Here is a 20419-nt window from a genome sequence, read left to right as displayed (position 1 = left end):
GGCCTATATTGATACCAAAACGAGGTGAATCATGGTTAATTCTATTGCCCCTGGCGACTGGAAACGATTTATGTGGGCCGCCGTTATTGGCGCCGTTATTTTCGTTCTGGCTCAGATCCTTCCGGCTCAAGGCAGCAGCTCCATGGAAGAAGAATCGATCGCATCGGTCAAAGCGAGCAAAAGCAAAGCAGAGCAGCAGGCGCTGCAATTCGCCAAGGAGAAGTTCCGCGTGGAACCGGTCGAAGCGCATACGATTTATCAGACAGACAGTCTGGCTGCAGGTTATTTCTCCAAGCAGAAATTAACCACCAAATTTGATAAAACGTACGGCAGCGATTTTCCTTACGATACGTTCCGGGTTCAGCTGAAAATGAACGACGGCACTAACGCCTTTGTGTATGTACATATGACGACAGGCAAGATTGTCGGCTGGAACTGGAAGGGCGGAGTGCCATTCCCTGAAGATGAAAGCCTCGTCCTCAAAGCTACGCAAGCGGCAATGGACGCAGGCTTCCGCGAAGAGGAACTGGCGGAAACGAGCACGTCTCCGAAAGGGGAAGTCGTCTTTTATCCGAAGGGGTACAAGCTCGGGGAGGCCGATCTGAGAGTTACAGTCGGAGTTGCAAGCGGCTCTGACGGAAAGCCGGTCATTAACCGTTATAAGGCTGTCTTTACAGCGCCTGCAGATTATGTATCCAATGTCGACAAGCAAAAAGGCATCGCTAACGTCTTATCGGTTGTCAGCTTGCTTTACATGGCGCTGATGACGCTCGTGCTGGCCATTATTTATGCCGTGCTCTACCGTCGTCATACGACGTTCAAACGCGGACTGTTTATCAGTGCATTATTTACGATCTTCTACATTTACAGCAACCTGGATATGATGGATGGCGTTATGGCGCAATCCGGTGAAGAAATCATGACGGCTCAAGGAAAACTCGTCATGCAGATTATATCGGCCGTCATGCTCGTTCCCGTAGCGCTGGCCGTCTACTTCTCGCTAGTTGCCGGCGACGGCATGTGGCGCTCCAACAAACGCCCGCTATGGCCGGGATTCCGAGAACGAGGCTACGGTGATCATGTATGGCGCAGCGTCGGGTTGTCCTATTTGCTGGCACTTATTTTACTGGGATTGCAATCGATTATATTCATCGTTCTCGAAAAGGGGATCGGCTCCTGGTCGACGACGGATGCGACAACCTCGCCGTACAATATAGGCACACTTTGGCTGCTGCCTACACTGGCTTGGTGTGCTGCGATTTCTGAGGAAGCCATCTACCGGCTGTTTGGCATCGCGATATTCAAGCGCTGGTTCAAGAACACCTTTATCGCCTCGCTGATCCCGACGGTGATGTGGGCGCTGGGACATGTCGGCTATCCGATCTTTCCCTTCTACACGCGGGTCATCGAGCTCGTTATTCTCGGCCTCGTCTTCTGCTTCATCTTCTTGCGGTTCGGTTTCATTACGGCGGTATTCACGCATGCGATACTGGATACGCTGCTCATGAGCCTGTCTCTTGTTGCTACAGGCGAGGCAATTAATGTGACGGCCGCAATCATTTATGTCGTACTGCCGGTCATTATAGCTGGCGGCATCCGCTACTGGCACCGGAAGAAACACCGGCCGGAGCCGGATATACCGCTCGCTTAGAGCCTGGATAGATGGACAAAGAACCATTCCCGCAGTGGGAATGGTTCTTTTTTTGCATAATTTTACAGGTGAGCAGCTCTAGTGAAAAAACTCTTTGTAAGCTTCCCGTTTATCATAGTCATCATCAATACTGAATTCTTCGTCATAATTCCAATGGCCATTCGCATATTCCATATAAATAATCGCCTCAAATACATATTCACCTTCCGCTATGTCTTCTGTCACATCGCTCCACTCCAGCGTTGCGTGAACCGCCGCTTCTTTTTCTCCGAGAAAAATAACCCGTTCCTTAGAAAGCTTATATCTGGATTCCCCATGCTCAAAATTCGTTTTCAAAACGATGTCCCACCAAAAATCAGAAGTCGGCATATTGTTATTCCAACGTTTAATGAATGACGGCGAAGTATATTGGAGTGTACGTTCAAAATTTTCCTCGTTATAAGCATTAAAATAAGTTCGCAAATCGGTTAAAACGGCCTCTTGTTCTTGATTTCGCGCCACCTGTATTTGCTTCACAGACTCATCAATATCCTTCGGCAAATTCATATCGAGGAAGACTGCACTTGATTTCGAAACTTTCCATTGTCCGTATTCTTTTCGAACTCTATAGACTATTTCGGTACGGCTTTCCAAAACTTCCGTATCATCGATATAGGTAACCCAAAGCTTAGCTTCATCAGATGCTGTGAACTCCATAAGGTCTATTGTTACTCTAAAATTCACCACTGGAATTTCGCTAACCCTTTGTTCGTAATCTCGGGCATAACCCGCTTCCAGATTATCAGTGGCCATAAGACTAGGACTTGGATTATTATAAAACTTCGTGACTAATTCCAGTAAAGCTTTATCCTGGCCATAGCCGTATTTCAGCATATGAACCGTTTGATGTCGCTGCTCATAATTCACTGAGTACTTCATAAAATAAGCAATCAAACGAATGGGAATAAAGATTTCTTTATTAATCTCTATTATTGGGTCATTCAGGTAATATTGGCTCTCGTCGTACTCAATCGTATCCCAGCCTGCCCAGATAATCAGTTCATCACCATCAACAACACCCATGATGTTCTTAGTCGTGCGGTCATAGGTAACCTTGTAGCCCAATGCATTCAAAAACTTGCGGAACGGGACGTACATCGTACCGGATTTAATAACAGGCTCTATCCCGGTCAGCTTCTTATTATTTACATACAGTTGAATCGGTTTCGCTGCTGCCGTATTGGCATGAACCGGCGCAGCCGATAACGTCAAGCAGATGATAAGCAGCCATCCGATAACCTTTCTAGACATGGGACACTTCCTATTCTGTTCTGTTCTATGGTTTGTTTTTGCTAAATACCGCCGTTAAGCTCAATGAGGTTTCCGGCCGGATCACGTAAATAAGCGACACGATGCCCCCATTCGGGCGTATCATGCGGCTCCTTAATAAATGCAATGTCCTTGCTCCTTAGCTGCTCGAACGCCACATCTACGTCATCCACGCTGACAATGATAGCAAGCCGATCATTCGCGCTGAATGGATGCGTCCTGCTGATGTTTTCGCTAGGGCTGCTCACCAGTAATGGTTCTAAAGCAAGGTGAATATCGCCCGTTTGAAACTCCGCATATGGCGTGTCTTCATTTCCATGGAGCACTTCTAGTCCCATCAGATCCCGGTAAAACAAAAAGCATTCCTTAACATTCGGCACGAACAAACGGATATGTGCGATTTTCAAAAGATCACCCTCCATATATTGGAATCCACTTCAATGGCTCGATTATAGCAACTGGATACTGCTCGTACAATGGAAAGATTTCATGTTTACGCAAAAAAAGCCGGCGTCGGTTAAGACGTCGGCTCTTCGTTTAATGCCGCAATTATTTGTGCGGCAAGCTTATCTCCAATAGACAGAGGCCGGAAATCTTCTACCGAGGCCTCTCTGATTTTTTTGATCGAGCCAAAATGTTTCAGCAGCAGCTTCCGGCGTTTTTCCCCGATACCTGGAATCGCATCAAGCTGCGAGGCAATCATCGATTTGCCGCGCTGCTCGCGATGGAAGGAAATCGCGAAACGGTGCACCTCGTCTTGGATGCGCTGCAGCAAATAAAATTCCTGGCTGTCCCGCGGAAGTGGCACGACCTCCGGCGGATCGCCGGTCATGAGCTGCGCAGTCTTATGCTTCGCATCCTTCACAAGGCCGCAAACCGGAATATAAAGTCCCAGCTCGTTCTGCAGCACGTCCACAGCCGCCGATATTTGCCCTCTGCCGCCGTCGACGACGATCAGGTCTGGTGCAGCCAGCTGATCCTTCAGCACGCGCTCATAGCGTCTGCGGATAACCTCACGCATCGTCTCGTAATCATCGGGTCCCTGTACCGTCTTGATCTTGTACTTGCGGTATTCTTTCTTGTCAGCTTTGCCGTCGGTGAAGACGACCATTGCCGATACAGGATTCGTCCCTTGAATGTTCGAGTTATCGAATGCCTCGATCCGGCGAACCTCAGGCAGCCCCAGCCAGCCGGCAAGTCCTTCGGAAGCTTTGACGCTGCGTTCCTCATCCCGCTCGATCAGCCGGAATTTATCAGACAGCATAATTTTCGCATTGTCGATGGCCATTGACACTACTTCGCTTTTACGGCCGCGCTGCGGCATCAGCACTTTGACCTTAAGCCAGTTATGCAGTGAAGACATCACTTCATCAGCATATTCCGCCTCGGCGGCCTCTTCTCCTTCAGCAGCAGCTGTCGTTGCAACAGCTTCCGCTACGACTGCGGATGCAGGCGGCTGCGGCAGAAAGATTTGCTTCGGCAGTGCCGGATTGTCGCTGTAATATTGCGTCACGAACGTCATGAAATCCTCGTATTCCTCGCCATAATACGGGAATGTCGTTCCCCGGCGTTCGATCAGCTTGCCTTGGCGCATGTACAGAATTTGTACGCACATCCAGCCCTTCTCCACCGCATAGCCGAAAATATCACGGTCGAGCGCGTCCGACATCGTAATTTTCTGCTTCTCAATAACGGCATCGATCGCTACAATCTGATCGCGGTACTCCTTGGCCCGCTCGAATTCGAGCTGCTCCGCTGCCGCGGCCATTTTCCGCTCCAGATCCTGCTTGACGACATCATGGCCGCCGTTCAGAAACTTCGTAATTTCCTGAATCATGGAATCATAAGTGCTTTGCTCCACCTCAAACTCGCAAGGCGCGATACATTGCCCAAGATGATAATACAGACAAACCTTATCGGGCAGCGTATTACACTTGCGGAGCGGGTACAGCCGGTCCAGCAGCTTCTTCGTCTGCTGAGCCGCGAATGCATTCGGATAAGGCCCGAAATATTTGCCTTTATCCTTCACGACCCGTCTGGTCACTTCAAGGCGGGGATGCGCTTCATGCGTTATTTTAATATAAGGAAAGTTTTTATCATCCTTCAGCAGCACGTTATAGCGGGGATGATGCTGCTTGATCAGATTGCACTCCAGAATGAGAGCTTCCATATTGCTTGCGGTCACGATAAAATCGAAATCGCGTATTTCCGATACAAGGCGCTGCGTCTTGCCGTTATGGCTGCCGTTAAAATACGAGCGAACGCGGTTTTTCAGCACCTTTGCCTTGCCGACATAAATGATGGTTCCTTCGCCATTTCGCATTAAGTAACAGCCCGGCTGGTCGGGCAGCAGCGCCAGTTTGTTGCGTATTCGTTCTGCGGCGACGGCTCTGGCGTTGTCGCTGCTCTGTAATTGCTCGTCCATGCTGCCCCTCCCTTTCAGATCATATGTTCCATTTTAGCACATTCGGAGGCCATTCCGCCTTAATTTGTCACTCTTATTGCTTTACAATTATTCGGAAAGTTGGGTATACTAGATGAAGCTGAATGTGTTCAAGGGAGGCGTCATCAATGGAAAATGTGAGAGATCCGCGCGAGCATTATAATGAAGAACCGCGCGACGACTTGATGGATGTTGTGTTCGGCTTTGGCGGCATGCTTGGTGCTATGACTGTCATTTTCGCTGTCGCGGTCATCGTCAAATTCGTTATTTCTTAATGGAAAAGCAAGCGGGTATGGTTATCGCCAATACATAAACGCTTCTATTCAAAAAAAGCTCCGTTCGGATCGTCCGAACGGAGCTTTTTTTATGGAAGGAAATGCTGCTATTGAACCGCACGCAGTGTTTCACCGCTGTTACCGCCCGCCGCTGCATTTCCGCTATTGGCATTATCACGGTTTTTAGCCTGGGAATCGTGGTTCGTTTGTTTGTGGGAAGGCTGATCGAAACGGGTACGCTCCGTCCGGTCAATCTGAACGATCCGGCCGTCATGCACCGTAATGTTAACCGATCCATACTGCAAGCCGTTTACTTGATCGACGATTCTCTCCAGCCAAAGTTGATCCAATTCCAATGGTTTTGCCATCTTCAATCCCTCCATAGTTTACCGATATACTCGGATTTATAGTGTGGAGAAAGGACTCTTCTCGAGTCCCTCTCTGTATGCTTCTTCCTATTCCACTCCGCTTTGCGGACGTCTTGCCGTCTTCCATTCGAACAGCGCTTTGACAAGCAGCGTAACGACTGCCAGCATGACCAGCAGGGATGCTACGGCGAAGGAAGCTGAAAACTGATATTCATTGTACAAAATTTCAATATGCAGCGGCAGCGTGTTCGTCTGACCCCGGATATGACCGGATACGACCGATACGGCGCCAAATTCGCCCATCGCTCTGGCATTGCTGAGAATAACGCCGTACAGCAAGCCCCATTTAATATTCGGAACGGTAACCCGCCAAAAGATTTGCCAGCCTTTAGCGCCCAAGCTGGCCGCTGCCTCTTCCTCCTGCACGCCTTGCGCCTGCATAAGAGGAATGAGCTCTCTGGCAACGAAAGGAACGGTCACGAATATTGTCGCCAGTACGATACCCGGCAAAGCGAAGACGATTTGAATGCCCCGCTCATCCAGCCATGGACCGAAAAAGCCTTGAGCACCAAACATCAGCACATAGATCAATCCGGAAATGACCGGCGATACAGCGAACGGCAGATCGATAAGTGTAATGAGAACATTTTTCCCTTTGAACCGGAATTTGCTGATTGCCCATGCGGCTGCTATACCAAAAATCGTATTGAGCGGCACTGCTATAACAGCTACGATCAGTGTCAGCCTTAACGCCGACAACGCATCAGGCTCGGTAATCGCCGCCCGGTATACATCAAAGCCCTTCTTAAAAGCTTCGACAAAAATTGAAACTAACGGAAGCAGCACGACGAGACCGAGAAACAGCAGTGCAATGCCGATTAACACCCATTGTACGCTCCTCGGCTCCGTTATGTGCCGGGGTCTCTTCGAGGCTTCCTCCGATAAATGTGCAGTAACTGCTCCAGCCATGTGGTTCCCCTCCTAGTCCGCTATCGTCCGGCGGTTGATCCGCCATTGGAAGAAGTTAATAAGCAGCAGCAGCAGAAAAGACACGACCAGCATGACCGTTGCGATCGCTGTAGCGCCGGCATAATCGAATTGCTCCAGCTTTGTCATAATGAGCAGCGGGGCAATTTCTGTCTTAAGCGGCATGTTGCCTGAGATAAATACGACGGAGCCGTATTCGCCGATTCCTCGTGCAAATGCAAGCGCGAACCCTGTTAACAGCGCAGGCATAAGCTCCGGCAATACGACCTTCCAAAACGTTCGTAAACGATACGCCCCCAGCATAACCGCCGCTTCTTCCGTATCCTTCTCGAAATCCTGCAGCACCGGCTGTACGGTCCGCACGACAAACGGAATACCGATAAATATGAGAGCGATAGTAATGCCAAGCGGCGTATACGCTACTTTCAGGCCGATAGGCTCCAGCAGCTTGCCGACCCAGCCGTTAGGCGCATAGATCGCGGTGAGCGCGATGCCTGCTACGGCAGTCGGCAGAGCAAACGGCAGATCGACAAGGCTGTCGATTATTTTTTTACCCGGAAACCGGTAGCGCACCAGCACCCAGGCGACTAATAATCCAAATACAAGATTAACGAGCGCTGCGCAAAAGGCCGTCACGAAGCTTACCCGATAAGAGGCAAGCACGCGTGGGTTGAAAATAATTGCCCAAAACTCGTTCCAGCTAAGGCCGGTCGATTTAATGAAGACACCGGCGAGCGGAATCAACACGACCAAGCTGAGGTAGGTAATCGTAAAGCCCATCGACAAGCCGAAGCCCGGCAGCACGTTTTTCGCTTTCGACCTTACCGTCCTGGAACCTTTCATGAGAAGTCAGCTCCAATCGAATTTGATTGCTTCATTATTATTTGCCTGGCGTGTAGATCTGCTCGAATATGCCGCCTGTGTTGAAATGCTTCTCTTGTGCTGCTTTCCAGCCGCCGAAATCTTTGTCGATCGTCAGAAGCTCAAGCTCCTTGAACGTATCTTTATATTTCGCGCCGATTGTTTCGTTAATTGGACGGTAGTAGTTTTTAGCCGCAATTTCCTGGCCTTCATCGGAGTACAGGTATTGCAGGTATGCTTCAGCTACTTCACGAGTGCCGTGAGCATCGGCATTTTTGTCAACAATCGCTACCGGAGGCTCAGCAAGGATGCTCAAGCTAGGGTATACGATATCGAATTTATCCGGACCAAGCTCTTTGACGGAAAGGAATGCTTCGTTCTCCCAAGCCAGCAATACGTCGCCGATTCCTTTTTCAACAAAAGTTGTCGTTGATCCGCGTGCACCGGTATCCAGAACAGGTACGTGTTTGTACAGCTCTTTAACAAATTCTTGAGCTTTTGCTTCATCGCCATTGTTCTGCTTCAGCGCATAGCCCCAAGCCGCCAGGTAGTTCCAGCGTGCGCCGCCAGATGTTTGCGGATTTGGTGTAATCACTTCCACTTTATCTTTGATCAGATCATTCCAGTCTTTAATGCCTTTCGGGTTGCCTTTGCGAACCAGAAATACGATTGTGGACGTGTATGGCGAGCTGTTGTGCTCGAATTGCTTCTGCCAGTCTTTACCCAAAAGGCCAGGTTCAACGAGCGAATCAATATCATAGCCCAGTGCCAGCGTTACAACGTCGGCTTTCAAGCCGTCGATAACGGCACGAGCTTGCTTGCCGGAGCCGCCATGGGATTGTTTTACCGTCACAACTTGACCGGTTTTGTCTGTCCAGTACGCTGAAAAAGCTTTATTATATTCTTCATATAATTCCCGGGTAGGATCGTAGGAAACGTTAAGCAGCTCAACCGGACCTTTCGGTTTCTCTGTATCTTTCGGTGCTTCCGTAGCTGCTGCGCCCGCATCCGCTGTCGGAGACGGTGATGCTGTATTTTTACCGCTATTGCCGTTGGAGCCGCAAGCTGACAACACCAAACTCAATGCCAGCACTAGTACGAGCGAATATACCGTTGTACGTTTTTTCATAGTCAACACACCCCTTGTTTTTATGGGCAGATGAATAATCTTGCGGCTCCGGTGGTCCGGTAGTAAAAGTATTATTCCTACCTGTTTAGTTGGTTATGGAAGAATTCTACCAGTGTCCGTATCAACCTGTCAATAGAAAAATGGAAATAAATGAGGAAGGTGCCGAATTATTTGTTCTCGTGCTGGGCGTTCATTATGTGCAACCAGGACAGGGGCACTGCGCGTTTTGGTTCGTGCGGCCATTCTTGATTCCAATTCCCCCTCGTTTACACGAGGATTATTGGATCGAATCTGCGAAAAGTCCGCCCAAACTCAAAACGCTCCGCTTCCCTTATTTGTGCGAAAAAGTGCCATACAAACAATACAATACAAACAAACGGAATAATCTTCTCGTCCGCCACAGCTTCAGCTCCAGCTCCGGTTCCGGCTCCGGATCTGCTAACATCTTTTGAGTGGTTAGCGTATTCACCCATTTCCGGTGTCGGGAACCAATCAAAATGTAAAAGTGCAGGTTGTGAGGCGGTTTTTCGGCGATCTATCGCATCAAAATGCAAATGTGCAGGTTGATTGGCCCAAAACGCCCCAAAAAGGCTGAATCGAGTCATTTCAAATGTATTTTTGCATTTTGATCGCTGTTTTGACCCTTTTGAGCGCAAACAAAATGTACTTTTGCATTTTGTTTGGCTTTTTAGCATGGGGAGACGATTATGGAGAGGTAGTGGGGGCTCGGATCGTTTTCTTAAGCGAGAGTTCGAGTTCAATGAGAAGAGTAAGTTAGTTTAGTTAGTTAGTTTCTTTCTCTCGTATGCCAACATTAAACGTAAAGAGATCAGCAGCGAGGATACGGATAGGTTTTTCGTTCTCTCTTCCACCACCAGTCAGCACGGGGAGTTAAATAAAGCGGGTTTGCTAAGCTAGCATGGAACTTTGTTGAGATGAATTTTTAGGTTCTTTTCACTACCATAAAACATGGAGAAATCTGTCTTTTCATATGAAAAAGCCCTGCGTTTGTAACAAACACAGGGCTTCTCCTTTTTTTCAAAAAGTCTCAAAACACGCCGCTCAGAGGGTAGTGACAGGCGACCTGGCGGTCACCAGCTGCCTCCCGCAGTTGAGGCTCCTCCCTGCTGCAGCGTTCTTGAGCCGAAGGGCAGCGCGGGTGAAAGCGGCAGCCCCCCGGCGGATTCGCCGGCGATGGCACATCGCCTTGAAGCACGATTCGTTCCCGCTTCCGGTTAGGGTCGGGGCGCGGAATCGACGACAGCAACGCCGCCGTATACGGATGGAGCGGTTCGTCGAACAAGGCTTCCGTCGGCGACACCTCGACGATTTTACCCAGGTACATCACGCCGACTCGATCGGAAATATGGCGGACGACGTTCAGACCGTGGGCGATGAACAGAAACGTAAGCCCCAGCTCTCGCTGCAGCTTCGTCAGCAGATTCAGCACTTGCGATTGGACGGATACGTCGAGTGCCGACACCGCTTCATCCGCAACGATAAATTCCGGATTTAGCGCAATCGCACGAGCAATGCCGATCCGCTGACGCTGGCCGCCGGAAAACTCATGCGGATAGCGGTTGCGCCGCGAGGCGTCCAATCCGACCAGTTCCATGAGAGCCACAACCTTACGGTCGATTTCCCCTGGCCCCAGACGTTCATGCAGCCGAAGCGGCTCGCCAATAATGTCGCGGACTAGAAAACGAGGGTTCAACGAGCCAAACGGGTCTTGAAAAATAATTTGCATCTGCTTCCTTAACCGGCGAAGTTCCTTGCCGCTAACCTGCTGAACATCAGAGCCGTGAAACATAACCTGTCCCTCTGTCGCCCGCTGTAAATTCAGCACAACGCGGCCAAGCGTCGATTTGCCGCAGCCCGACTCGCCCACAAGTCCAAACGTCTCGCCTTTGCGAATGGACAGCGATACTCCATCCACCGCCTTGACCTGGCCGACGACACGGTTTAGCAACCCGGTTCGAATCGGAAAATATTTTTTTACATTATGCAGTTCCAGCAAGTACTCCGAATCCAGCGCATTCATGATATCCTCAGCTCCTCCGCTCTAATTCCAGTCTCCATGCTTCAGAATCATCGCCGCTCTCATACATCCAGCACGCTGCTTGATGGTCGGAGCTTACTTTGAAAACAGGCGGCTCCATGCTTCTGCAGCTTTCTCTTACATATGGACAACGGGGATGAAAGCGGCAGCCCGTTGGCAGCTGATTCAGGCGCGGAATATTGCCTCGGATCGTATAAAGCTCCTGCCCTCTCGCTCCCTCCAGACCCGGCACCGATTGAAGCAGCCCGATCGTATAAGGATGGCTCGGGTTTGCAAAAATGTCCGCAACCGCCCCTTCCTCCACGATAACCCCTGCATACATAACGGCGATCCGGTCGCCCATCTCAGCCGCCACGCCCATGTCATGAGTAATGAGCAGAATGGACATGCCTAATTCCTTCTGCAGCTTGCGGAGCAGATCCAGTATTTGTGCCTGCACTGTAACGTCAAGCGCTGTAGTTGGCTCATCGGCGATTAGCAGATCGGGATCACAAGCAAGCGCAATTGCAATAACGACACGCTGGCACATCCCGCCCGACAATTCATGGGGATACTGCTTGACTCTCATCTCCGGTGCCGGGATGCCTACCAAGCGCAGCAAGTGAATGGCGGTTTTCCAAGCCTCTTTTTTACTTTTTTTCTGATGCAGCATGACGCTTTCCGCAATTTGGTCACCTACGCTATATACCGGATTGAGCGCAGACATCGGATCTTGAAAAATCATCGCGATCTTATTGCCCCGGATACGGATCATTTCCTCCTGGCTTCGGCTAGTCAGATCATTGCCATTAAAACCGACATCGCCTTCCAAAATGGCACCGCCGCCGTATTCAATCAAGCGCATGACAGCAAGCGAGGTTACGCTTTTGCCGCTGCCGGATTCCCCGACGAGACAGACAGTCTCACCCTTGTTCAACGTCAGATTTACCCGGTCCGTCGCTTTCACTACACCACTATCCGTCTGAAAGCCGACGGTCAGGTTCCGGATTTCGAGAAGCTTTTCCGCCATCTTTCCAGCCTCCTTCCGGTTAACGTCGTATTTTTACGCGGATTCAACGCATCCTGAATGCCATCGCCGATGAAATTGACCGCGAGCACGACAATGAGAATACATAAGCCCGGATAGACGGCTTGCATCGGGTCTACGAGCATGAATTCCTGTGCATTGCTCAGCATAAGCCCCCAGCTCGTCTGGGGAGCTTTTATTCCCAATCCGAGATAGGAGAGCGCAGATTCGCTTAAAATAGCTCCGCCTACCATCAGAGTTGCGTTCACAATGATCGGAAAGCTTGCGTTGCGAAGCAAATGGCGGAAAATAATGCCCCAGCTGGACACGCCGATTGCCTTTGCCGCTTCAACATACTGCATTTCCCTTAGCTGAAGGAAATTCCCCCGAACGAGGCGCGCAACGCTCATCCAGCTTGTCAGAACGAGCACCATAATTAAGTATCTGAATTCCGTCCCGAAAATCGCCAGTACGAGAATGTTCAGAAACAGCAGTGGAACAGAATTCATAACATCTACGAGCCGCATAAATACTGTATCAACGAAGCCGCCGAAATAACCCGATATGGAGCCTACAACGCTTCCTATTAATACAGACCCAAGGGCAACCAAGAAGCCAACCAGAAGAGAGACGCGGCTGCTGTACAGCAAACGGGTAAATGTATCTCGTCCGAGTTCATCGGTGCCTAGCAAATGCCCGTCTGTTCCCGCTTTCAAATTAGCGGCCAGCAAATCGATTTTTGCCGGGTCATATTTGGTCAGAAATGGCGCAAACAAACCTGCCAGAATAAAAAAACCAAGTACAATTAAACCGGCCATCGCATAAGGATTGCGCCGAAAGGACGCCCATGCGATACGCCACGGTCCCGGGGGCTTGCTCAGCTTGCTGCCTTGCGGTGTATTGGGCTCCGGCTTGAGCGGCTGATTGGACGGGCTTTGAACTTGAGAAGATGGAGAGGTCATACCGCTCTGCCCCCTCTCTTATTGAGCTGAACACGCGGATCTACGACTGCATACAGCACGTCTGCAACAAAGTTTCCTATAATAACGATAACTGCGATAATCATCGTGATGGCCATCAGCACGGAATATTCACGGGCGACAGCCATTTCGACGAATAGACGTCCCATACCCGGCCAGTTGAACACATTTTCCGTCAAAGCGGCACCTGCTACAAGAAGAGGCAAATCGAGAGCGACTACCGTAATAATTGGAATAAGGGCATTTCGCAATGCATGCTTGTAAATAACGCGGCCCTCCCTGACGCCCTTCGCTCTAGCGGTCCGAATGTAGTCCTGATGGAGCACCTCAAGCATGCTTGCCCGCGAATATTTGACATAAGCTGCGAGAAATCCAAGCGTCAGCACTGTAACCGGCAGTATCAAATGCATCAGAAGATCACCAAGATCGCCTTCCTTACCCATCGTGTACATATCGGATAAAGGAAGCCAGTCCAACTTAAGTGAAAAAACTTGCTGTAAAATGATCCCGAACCAAAAGGTCGGCATTGCAAAGCCTAAATAGGAAATAAAGGAGGCACTTTGGTCGGACAGGCTGTATACGCGCGTACTGTTATAGATGCCCCATGGAATGGAAATCAGCAGCGTCAGAAACCCAGCGGCTCCCATCAGAACGATCGTATTGCTGACAGTGGGCCAAATAATTTGGCCTACCGGAATGTGATTTTTGAACGTGTAGCCCAAATCACCCTGCAGCAAATCGCCCAGCCATCTGAAATATTGAACCGGCAGCGGGTCATATAGGCCGAGATTGCGTGCCTGTGTCTCCATCGCTTCTGGCGATAGCCCGGGAGAGAGCATAATTTGAAAAGGTCCGCCTGGAGCCAGATGAATGAGTGAAAACGTTAAAATCGTAATGAGGATCAATACCAAGACGGATTGCAGCAATCTTCTAATGATGAATTCAGTCATCGCCATCCTCCTGACGAATGCCGCTGGCGGAGCGCCGGGACCGATTTTTCTCCCCGGCACTCCGCCTTGAGCATACGGATTATACTTCTACGCGTACAGCAATTATTCGGTCAGCCACCATTTGATGATGTGGTAGAAGTATCCCGTCTGATGGGACGGCTCCGGCGCGTCTTCTTGGGCGAATTTGACCTTCGGCCCGATGCCCTGAGGATTGCCGTATTGGTACAAGAAAATATAAGGAAGATCGGTCGAAATTTCTTTAGCCGCTTGATCATAGATTTTTTTGCGTTCCGCTTGATCTACTGTCGAATAGCCGTCTACCCAGAGCTTATCGAGCGTCTCGTTTTTGTACCAGCCGGTGTTTTGTCCAGCAGGCGGGAAGTACTTGGAGGAGAAAATGCTCTCCGAATCCGGATCCGGATTGCTGAGCTGCCAGCCAAGCAAGATCGCAGGGTATTTGCCTGGCGTAATATTTTGATCAATCCACGTTGCAAAATCCATCGCTCTCGGCTTCACTTCAATGCCGACATCCTTCAGATTTTGCTGAATAATTTGCGATACCTGCTCGCGGCGGCTATTGCCGGAGTTGTATTGAAGCTCAAAGGAGAAACGTTTGCCGTCCTTCACCAGAATGCCGTCTTTGCCGGCCACCCAGCCGTCTTCAGCAAGCAGCTTCTTCGCTTGTTCGGCGTCGTAGTTATAGTTGACTGCCTCAGGGCTGTCAGCCCAAGAACCAGGCATGAAAGGCGAATTCATCAGCGCGCCCGAGCCTTTCAGTACATTATCGACCATCCCTTGACGGTTCAGCGCATGCGCAATGGCCTGCCTTGCCTTTTGCGAGGCGAACGGCACGAACTTATCCGGGTGGTTGTTCGGATCAAAGTTGAAGCTGATATATTCATAGGAAGATGTCCGGCCTGTAATCAGATTGATCTTATCGTTCTTCTTGACCGCCTCAAGCTGGGTAAGCGGAATGGCCAGTGTCGTATCCACATCGCCTTTGAGAAGCGCCTGAACCTCTGTATTCTGGTCGGCATAAATTTTGTAGACGATCTTCTGGATATTCGGTTTTACTTCTCCCCAATAGTTCGGGTCGGCATCAACTGTGATATACTGAGCGGTTTTCCACTCTGTCCATTTCCATGGTCCGCTGGTAACTGTTTTGGCCGGATCTTTGCCGTACGGATCTTTTTGCAAATCTTTCGGGTTGACGTCCTTGAGAATGTGAGCGGGAACCGGGCTAAACATCAAGGAATATTGGAACGGCGCAAACACCTGTTTAAGCGTAATTTTCAAGGTGTAATCGTCGATTTTTTCGGCTTTATCCACTTTATCCAGCGTTGCGATGCCAGGTGAGCCAACGTCAGGATTAATGGTTGTATTGATTGTATAGATGACGTCATCGGCCGTTATCGGCTGTCCGTCACTCCATTTCGCATTGTTTTTCAATTTAACGGTATACGTCTTGCCATCTTCTGATATTTCAGGAAGCTCGGCGGCGAGCGACCAAGGCTCGGCTACGATATTGCCGGAACGGTCCAAATTATAAAGCGCTGCATAAAGAAGGTAGTTGATATCGCCGGACGCGGTATCTTGTACGAACAGGGGGTTAACCGACACGATGTCACTGAAAGTACTAACCGTGAGTGTACCGCCGGCTTTCGGCGTATTGCCGTCATCCTTTGGCGCATCCGTAGGAGCAGTTGTAGCTGAATCTGTAGGCTTGGGCGTATCGTTGGCACCTTTTGGATCATTATTTTTACTTGTACATCCTGCAAGCAACACAACAACCATACATAAGGCCAGCAAATATTTCGCTTGTCGACTCATTAATAACATAGCTACCATTCCTCCTAAAAGTTTTACGCAGTAAAACTACTACGTAAGGATAGGCTTAGTTTTGTGAAACAAAACTCACTGCGTAAGGGTATGCTTAAGTTTTGCGCAGCAAAACTCGCTGCGTAAGGATAGGCTTAAGTTTTACGTAGTAAAACTACTACGTAAGGGTAGGCTTGGACTCATAATCCCGATCGATACCCGGCCATACGCCCTATTTTTATTAAACTATTTAAAATTTTCTGACTATTTTTGTCGCAACTCTTGCAATTAGGCAAATTCAAACCTATTATGAAAATGTTGGCAGTAAAGCTTCACTCCGAATTATTAAAGAGAAAAACGTCCGCTCGTTTATGTACAATCCACTTTTGGCACATATTCTCAACCCCTCCCTTTTTGAAAAAGTATACTACAATATATTAACGCGGTAAATGGTTAAAGCAATAATTGTTGTAACCTTGTATATATAACAAGTCAAACTGAGCACTGTGCATTATAAAAAAGGGACAGATCCGGGCATAAAAGCCCCCATCTGTCCCTTTTCGTATGCAAATCCTGTTACTTCCGGCCGCGTTTATTGTCGCCTGTTACCATAATGACCTGTACATAAGGCCGAATCCGGTCCATCAGCCGCTGGCCTTTATGCCTTTCGTCCCCGTCCTTGCTCGTAAAGCTGAAATGCTGCTCCAGCGCATCAAGACCGTAATTGGACGTGTACATCGTCGGCTTGCGGTTCATTCTGTAATTCAGAATGGAGCCGAGCACATGATCGCGCACCCATGGATTTAAATTTTCCGCACCAATATCGTCGAAAATGAGCAAGTCGGTTTCCTTCATCATCTCGACCGTCTCCCTTAGCTTGCCCGGCTCATGCATCATTGACTTAAGGTCTTCGACAAATTCCGGCATATAGACGATCGCTCCGGAAAAGCCGGCCTTGGCAAGCTCATGCAGCAAATAGCACATGAGGAACGTTTTGCCCGTTCCGAAAGTACCGGCAAGATAAAGCCCCTCCTGCTGCAGCCCCTCTTCTTTCGTACGGACGATATAGTCCAAAATCTGATAAGCCGCTTCCGTCCGTTTTGGATCGTTGAACAGAATCTCATCGGCGGAATAACCGTTTTGCAAGGCCGTCTCATCAACGTAAAAGCTGCGAATCCGGCTTTTAATCTGCTCCTCGTTGCGCCGCGCATTGAACTTCTTGCAAGACACCTTGCGGTCGTAAATTTGCGGCTGATCGTTCACCGTCTCACAGGAAAGCAGCGTATAATGCCCCTCGAAATCATTCGGACACTTCTCCAGTCCCGGGCAATTCGTACAATTGCGATACTCCGTTACATATTGATAAACACGGTTCAAGTTGAGACGAACCGCTTGCTCGTCAAGCTCGGGATGTTTGTCCAGCAGTCTTGCGACCAGCGGATCCGCCATCAACTCAGCGAGCTTTTGCTCCGCCTGATCGGTAATTTTTTGCCCTGTCGGCCATGACTTCAACAAATCGCCAAGCGATTCCATTCTCCTTCACCCCGCATCCATAGATTTCGTAAAGCTTTACTTGCCGTCCAGCTTGCGCGCCAGATTGCGCATTTGCTCCAGCTTCTCCGGCGAAATCGACGATTGGCCGTCGGCCGAACTGCTCTGTACGATCGGAATGGACGGCTTGCGCGAGGTTCCCCCTGCATTTCGGCCGGCTCTTGTACCCGGTCTGCCTGCAGAAGCCGCTTCCTTTCTCCGTTCCTTGTCGGCCTCGACCTGCGTTTGCTCGCGGACATACACGACCGCCTTCTCAAAATTGTCGATCTGCTTCATCAGCATGTTGGAGACGACCGCTTCGACAAAGGTTTTCGTCACCCGCTGCGCGTCATTCATTCCGATCACATAATGAATAAGAACATTAATAACAGGTGCTGGCAGCCGATAGTTCAGATCGATACGCTCGAACGTTCTCTCAATCCATTCCGGCACGGCCCCAGGGAAGAAACGCTGTAGAAACCTTGTATGCGGCTCATTGCGCATCAGCATATTGTACTGCTGAATGTCGCAGCGTCCCGTCAATTGGTTTGGTACACCCAAATGATACTCTTCAGATACGCCCACCTCGTCCAGCTCCGCGTCGCCTTCTCCGTCTTGTGCGGATATGGCCTGCATTCTAGCTACCGTTCGCTGATTGTCGCTTTCCCGCTTCTTGTCCTGACGGTAGAGCTGATTGGCGCGCAGCTGCAGCTCATCCACATTCAAGCCTTCCTGCTCGGAAAAAATACCGTCTTCATCAAGCAGACGGCAGATATCGGCTACAGACAAGTTGTACTTGTAGGCGACATAGTTGACCTGCGCCAGTTGATCCGCATCGCTGCGAAGCCGTTCCACATAACGGCGGTTTGCCGAATTACGCGGAAAACGCAAAATAATGTCGCCATAAGGAATGCCTGCCGTCTCCAGCTGCGGCCGCTGAGCCGCTTGTCTGGCCGGAGCGACCTCGTTCAGCGCTTGCTCCAATTCGACATCAATTGACTGAGTGTTGAGCTGGAACAATTCGTAGAACGGAATCGAAATATTTTCTTTCGTCATCGTCTGCTTCGCATTCGCCAGTTCCTCCGGCTCTTGCGCGCCGAACTGCTCTCGCAGCGAAATTACGGCATATTTGCCGATCTTGTCGCGCAGCAGCATCGTCAAATGCTGATTGCGGAAAAACTCGCCCGGCGACAACGGCTGAGACAACTCATATTCGTAAATGACATCCGCCTGTTCCGGCATGCCGAGCCGCGAGGTTTGCAGCAGCCCAACCGCCTCCAGACGCGAAGTTTGATCGATCAGATATTTACGGCCCCGTTCATTCATATCCATGCCAAGGCCAAGAAACAATTTACGCTGAGATTCGATCGGCGAATAGCCGGTCATCCCCTCAGCAATTCCGTGATACAGCTGTTGAAATAAAGCGACGGCAAACGCGCCAATCATCGGCTGATAGATGAGCGACAGCATTTTATAGTCCAGACTGTTTAGCGAAAAATCACGAAATATGTAATAACGGTGGTGTTCCGTGTACTGCAACAGATTTCCGATGCGCATTGCATCTACTCCATCCCATCCATACTTTCTATCATTCTATCATAAATCGAACCAATAAGGAGGGCTCGAAAAATAGAAAAATCCCCCGAATGAGGGATTTTCGTCATCTTTGCTAAGCTCCTGCGTAAGAGGCATTTTTTGCGATTGCTAGAACATTTTATAGCCGCCGCGCCGTAAAGCACGAATCGCCGCACCGCTAATATAAGCGCCTGCCAGCGCCCCAATAACCGGTATGAGGTCGACGAAAGTAAAGGCAGCGAAATTACCGGCAAACGACTCGGAATTATCCCAAGTCTGCCATATGTAGAGAGGAATCAGTACAATAATAAACACATAGATTGGAAACCAGGTTGTTTTCAAAAGCATATTAAGAATAAAGCCGATGCCGAACATCATTACCAAAAACAGCACCGTCGCTACAATGAGTTGAAGCATGTACTCTTCTCCTTTATTTTCAGGCTCTCGCTCTTCAGTTTAAATAATGGCAAACCGGAAGTCAATTGGCATTGTCCAATTGTCACAAGTCAGACATTTGCTCTTATCGGAAATTTTAAGCTACAATTATAGAAAGCAATTGAATTGAGGGGAGATTGAAGAGAATGAGTGAAGTAGCGATAACATTAGAAGGCTGGTATGCCTTGCATGATTTCCGCACGATCGATTGGACCGCTTGGCGCAATGCAAGTGAAGCAGAGCGCAGCCGCGCGCTGGACGAGCTGCATACGTTCTTGAATAAATGGGCTGAAGTCGATGCGGACAAAAAAGGCAGCGTTGCCGTATATTCTATCGTCGGCCAGAAAGCCGACTTCGTATTTATGCATCTCCGCGAGACGCTGGAAGAGCTTAACGATGTTGAGATTGCTTTCAACAAAACGTTGTTTGCGGAATTTACGGTTCCTACATACTCCTATGTAAGTGTCGTAGAGCTCAGCAACTACGTGAACCAGCCAGGCGCTGATCCGCTGCAAAATCCGGATATCGTCGCACGTCTGAAGCCTTCGCTTCCGAAAGCAAACCATATTTGCTTCTATCCAATGAACAAACGCCGCGAAGGCAACGACAACTGGTACATGCTCAGCATGGACGAGCGCCGCACGATGATGCGCAGCCACGGCATGATCGGCCGCAAATACGCGGGCAAAGTGAAGCAAATCATTTCCGGCTCCGTCGGCTTCGACAACTGGGAGTGGGGCGTAACGCTGTTCGCAGACGACGCGCTGCAATTTAAAAAGCTTGTCTACGAAATGCGCTTCGACGAAGTAAGCGCACGCTACGGCGACTTCGGCGACTTCTACGTCGGCAACCTGCTCACAGCGGACAAGTTCTCCGCTATGCTGAAACTGTAAAACACTTTTGCACCCGTGAAGCGCGTATTCCTATACGCGCTTCACGGGTGTTTTTTTGTGCAGGTAGCTTTGGGCTTGCTTTTGGACTTGCTCTTTGCTCTTGCCTTGCTCTTGCTCTTGTCCTTGCTCTTGTCCTTGCTCTTGTCCTTGC

19 protein-coding genes are annotated in these 20419 nt (G+C 49.6%); 3 read left to right on the top strand and 16 right to left on the bottom strand.

Going from position 1 to position 20419, the window contains the following annotated elements:
- Positions 1 to 31 precede the first annotated feature (31 nt).
- Positions 32 to 1651: a CPBP family intramembrane glutamic endopeptidase gene (locus ACFVVF_RS15310; RefSeq protein ID WP_387810933.1), complete on the top strand. Its 1620-nt coding sequence runs from the start codon at positions 32 to 34 to the stop codon at positions 1649 to 1651.
- A gap of 78 nt (positions 1652 to 1729) precedes the next feature.
- Here the strand turns inward: ACFVVF_RS15310 and ACFVVF_RS15305 are convergent, their stop codons facing one another.
- From ACFVVF_RS15305 to uvrC, 3 genes are all read right to left on the bottom strand, one after another.
- Entirely contained in the window at positions 1730 to 2941 is a 1212-nt protein-coding gene (locus ACFVVF_RS15305) for a copper amine oxidase N-terminal domain-containing protein (protein WP_387810930.1), read from the bottom strand.
- 41 nt (positions 2942 to 2982) lie between these two features.
- On the bottom strand, positions 2983 to 3366 hold the full coding sequence (locus ACFVVF_RS15300) for a VOC family protein (RefSeq protein ID WP_387810927.1): 384 nt from the start codon (positions 3364 to 3366) through the stop codon (positions 2983 to 2985).
- A gap of 110 nt (positions 3367 to 3476) precedes the next feature.
- Complete coding sequence (gene uvrC / locus ACFVVF_RS15295) at positions 3477 to 5384, bottom strand: excinuclease ABC subunit UvrC (protein ID WP_387810924.1); 1908 nt, start codon at positions 5382 to 5384, stop codon at positions 3477 to 3479.
- A 146-nt stretch (positions 5385 to 5530) separates the two neighbouring features.
- On the opposite strand from uvrC, the gene ACFVVF_RS15290 reads away from it, so the two are divergent.
- Entirely contained in the window at positions 5531 to 5677 is a 147-nt protein-coding gene (locus ACFVVF_RS15290; RefSeq protein ID WP_155985886.1) for a YqzM family protein, read from the top strand.
- Between the two features lie 107 nt (positions 5678 to 5784).
- Here ACFVVF_RS15290 and ACFVVF_RS15285 read toward each other — a convergent pair whose 3' ends face one another.
- The 13 genes from ACFVVF_RS15285 to ACFVVF_RS15225 all read right to left on the bottom strand — a co-directional run bounded on the left by ACFVVF_RS15285 (position 5785) and on the right by ACFVVF_RS15225 (position 19357).
- Positions 5785 to 6045, bottom strand: coding sequence for a YezD family protein (locus ACFVVF_RS15285; protein ID WP_387810920.1), 261 nt, complete (start codon positions 6043 to 6045; stop codon positions 5785 to 5787).
- Between the two features lie 87 nt (positions 6046 to 6132).
- Complete coding sequence (gene cysW / locus ACFVVF_RS15280) at positions 6133 to 7014, bottom strand: sulfate ABC transporter permease subunit CysW (RefSeq protein ID WP_387810917.1); 882 nt, start codon at positions 7012 to 7014, stop codon at positions 6133 to 6135.
- 12 nt (positions 7015 to 7026) lie between these two features.
- Positions 7027 to 7875: a sulfate ABC transporter permease subunit CysT gene (gene cysT, locus ACFVVF_RS15275; RefSeq protein WP_387810914.1), complete on the bottom strand. Its 849-nt coding sequence runs from the start codon at positions 7873 to 7875 to the stop codon at positions 7027 to 7029.
- Positions 7876 to 7912: 37 nt separating this feature from the next.
- Positions 7913 to 9022 (bottom strand): sulfate ABC transporter substrate-binding protein, encoded by a 1110-nt coding sequence (locus tag ACFVVF_RS15270; RefSeq protein ID WP_387810911.1) that lies wholly within the window; start codon positions 9020 to 9022, stop codon positions 7913 to 7915.
- A gap of 266 nt (positions 9023 to 9288) precedes the next feature.
- Positions 9289 to 9717: a hypothetical protein gene (locus ACFVVF_RS15265; RefSeq protein ID WP_387810909.1), complete on the bottom strand. Its 429-nt coding sequence runs from the start codon at positions 9715 to 9717 to the stop codon at positions 9289 to 9291.
- Positions 9718 to 10070: 353 nt separating this feature from the next.
- A complete protein-coding gene (locus ACFVVF_RS15260) occupies positions 10071 to 11063 on the bottom strand; it encodes an ABC transporter ATP-binding protein (RefSeq protein ID WP_387810906.1) in 993 nt (330 codons plus the stop codon).
- A 7-nt stretch (positions 11064 to 11070) separates the two neighbouring features.
- Positions 11071 to 12090 (bottom strand): ABC transporter ATP-binding protein, encoded by a 1020-nt coding sequence (locus tag ACFVVF_RS15255; RefSeq protein ID WP_387810903.1) that lies wholly within the window; start codon positions 12088 to 12090, stop codon positions 11071 to 11073.
- Positions 12057 to 13049, bottom strand: a complete 993-nt coding sequence (locus tag ACFVVF_RS15250) for an ABC transporter permease (RefSeq protein WP_387810900.1) — start codon at positions 13047 to 13049, stop codon at positions 12057 to 12059. Before ACFVVF_RS15250 ends, ACFVVF_RS15255 begins: the two co-directional genes overlap by 34 nt.
- A complete protein-coding gene (locus tag ACFVVF_RS15245; RefSeq protein WP_387810897.1) occupies positions 13046 to 14017 on the bottom strand; it encodes an ABC transporter permease in 972 nt (323 codons plus the stop codon). Before ACFVVF_RS15245 ends, ACFVVF_RS15250 begins: the two co-directional genes overlap by 4 nt.
- A 102-nt stretch (positions 14018 to 14119) precedes the next feature.
- Positions 14120 to 15847, bottom strand: a complete 1728-nt coding sequence (locus ACFVVF_RS15240; RefSeq protein ID WP_387810894.1) for a peptide-binding protein — start codon at positions 15845 to 15847, stop codon at positions 14120 to 14122.
- Positions 15848 to 16411: 564 nt separating this feature from the next.
- Complete coding sequence (gene dnaI / locus ACFVVF_RS15235; protein WP_387810890.1) at positions 16412 to 17368, bottom strand: primosomal protein DnaI; 957 nt, start codon at positions 17366 to 17368, stop codon at positions 16412 to 16414.
- A 36-nt stretch (positions 17369 to 17404) separates the two neighbouring features.
- Positions 17405 to 18922, bottom strand: a complete 1518-nt coding sequence (locus ACFVVF_RS15230) for a replication initiation and membrane attachment family protein (RefSeq protein WP_387810887.1) — start codon at positions 18920 to 18922, stop codon at positions 17405 to 17407.
- Between the two features lie 147 nt (positions 18923 to 19069).
- Positions 19070 to 19357, bottom strand: coding sequence for a YuiB family protein (locus ACFVVF_RS15225; protein ID WP_042165318.1), 288 nt, complete (start codon positions 19355 to 19357; stop codon positions 19070 to 19072).
- Between the two features lie 164 nt (positions 19358 to 19521).
- On the opposite strand from ACFVVF_RS15225, the gene hemQ reads away from it, so the two are divergent.
- Positions 19522 to 20268 (top strand): hydrogen peroxide-dependent heme synthase, encoded by a 747-nt coding sequence (gene hemQ / locus ACFVVF_RS15220; protein WP_387810885.1) that lies wholly within the window; start codon positions 19522 to 19524, stop codon positions 20266 to 20268.
- Positions 20269 to 20419: the final 151 nt, after the last annotated feature.

Origin of the sequence: Paenibacillus sp. NPDC058174, assembly GCF_042883865.1 — a bacterium.
Classification (GTDB): domain Bacteria; phylum Bacillota; class Bacilli; order Paenibacillales; family Paenibacillaceae; genus Pristimantibacillus.
The sequence above is the reverse complement of the archived record's forward strand: the minus strand, read 5'-3'. Positions and strand labels throughout refer to the sequence as shown.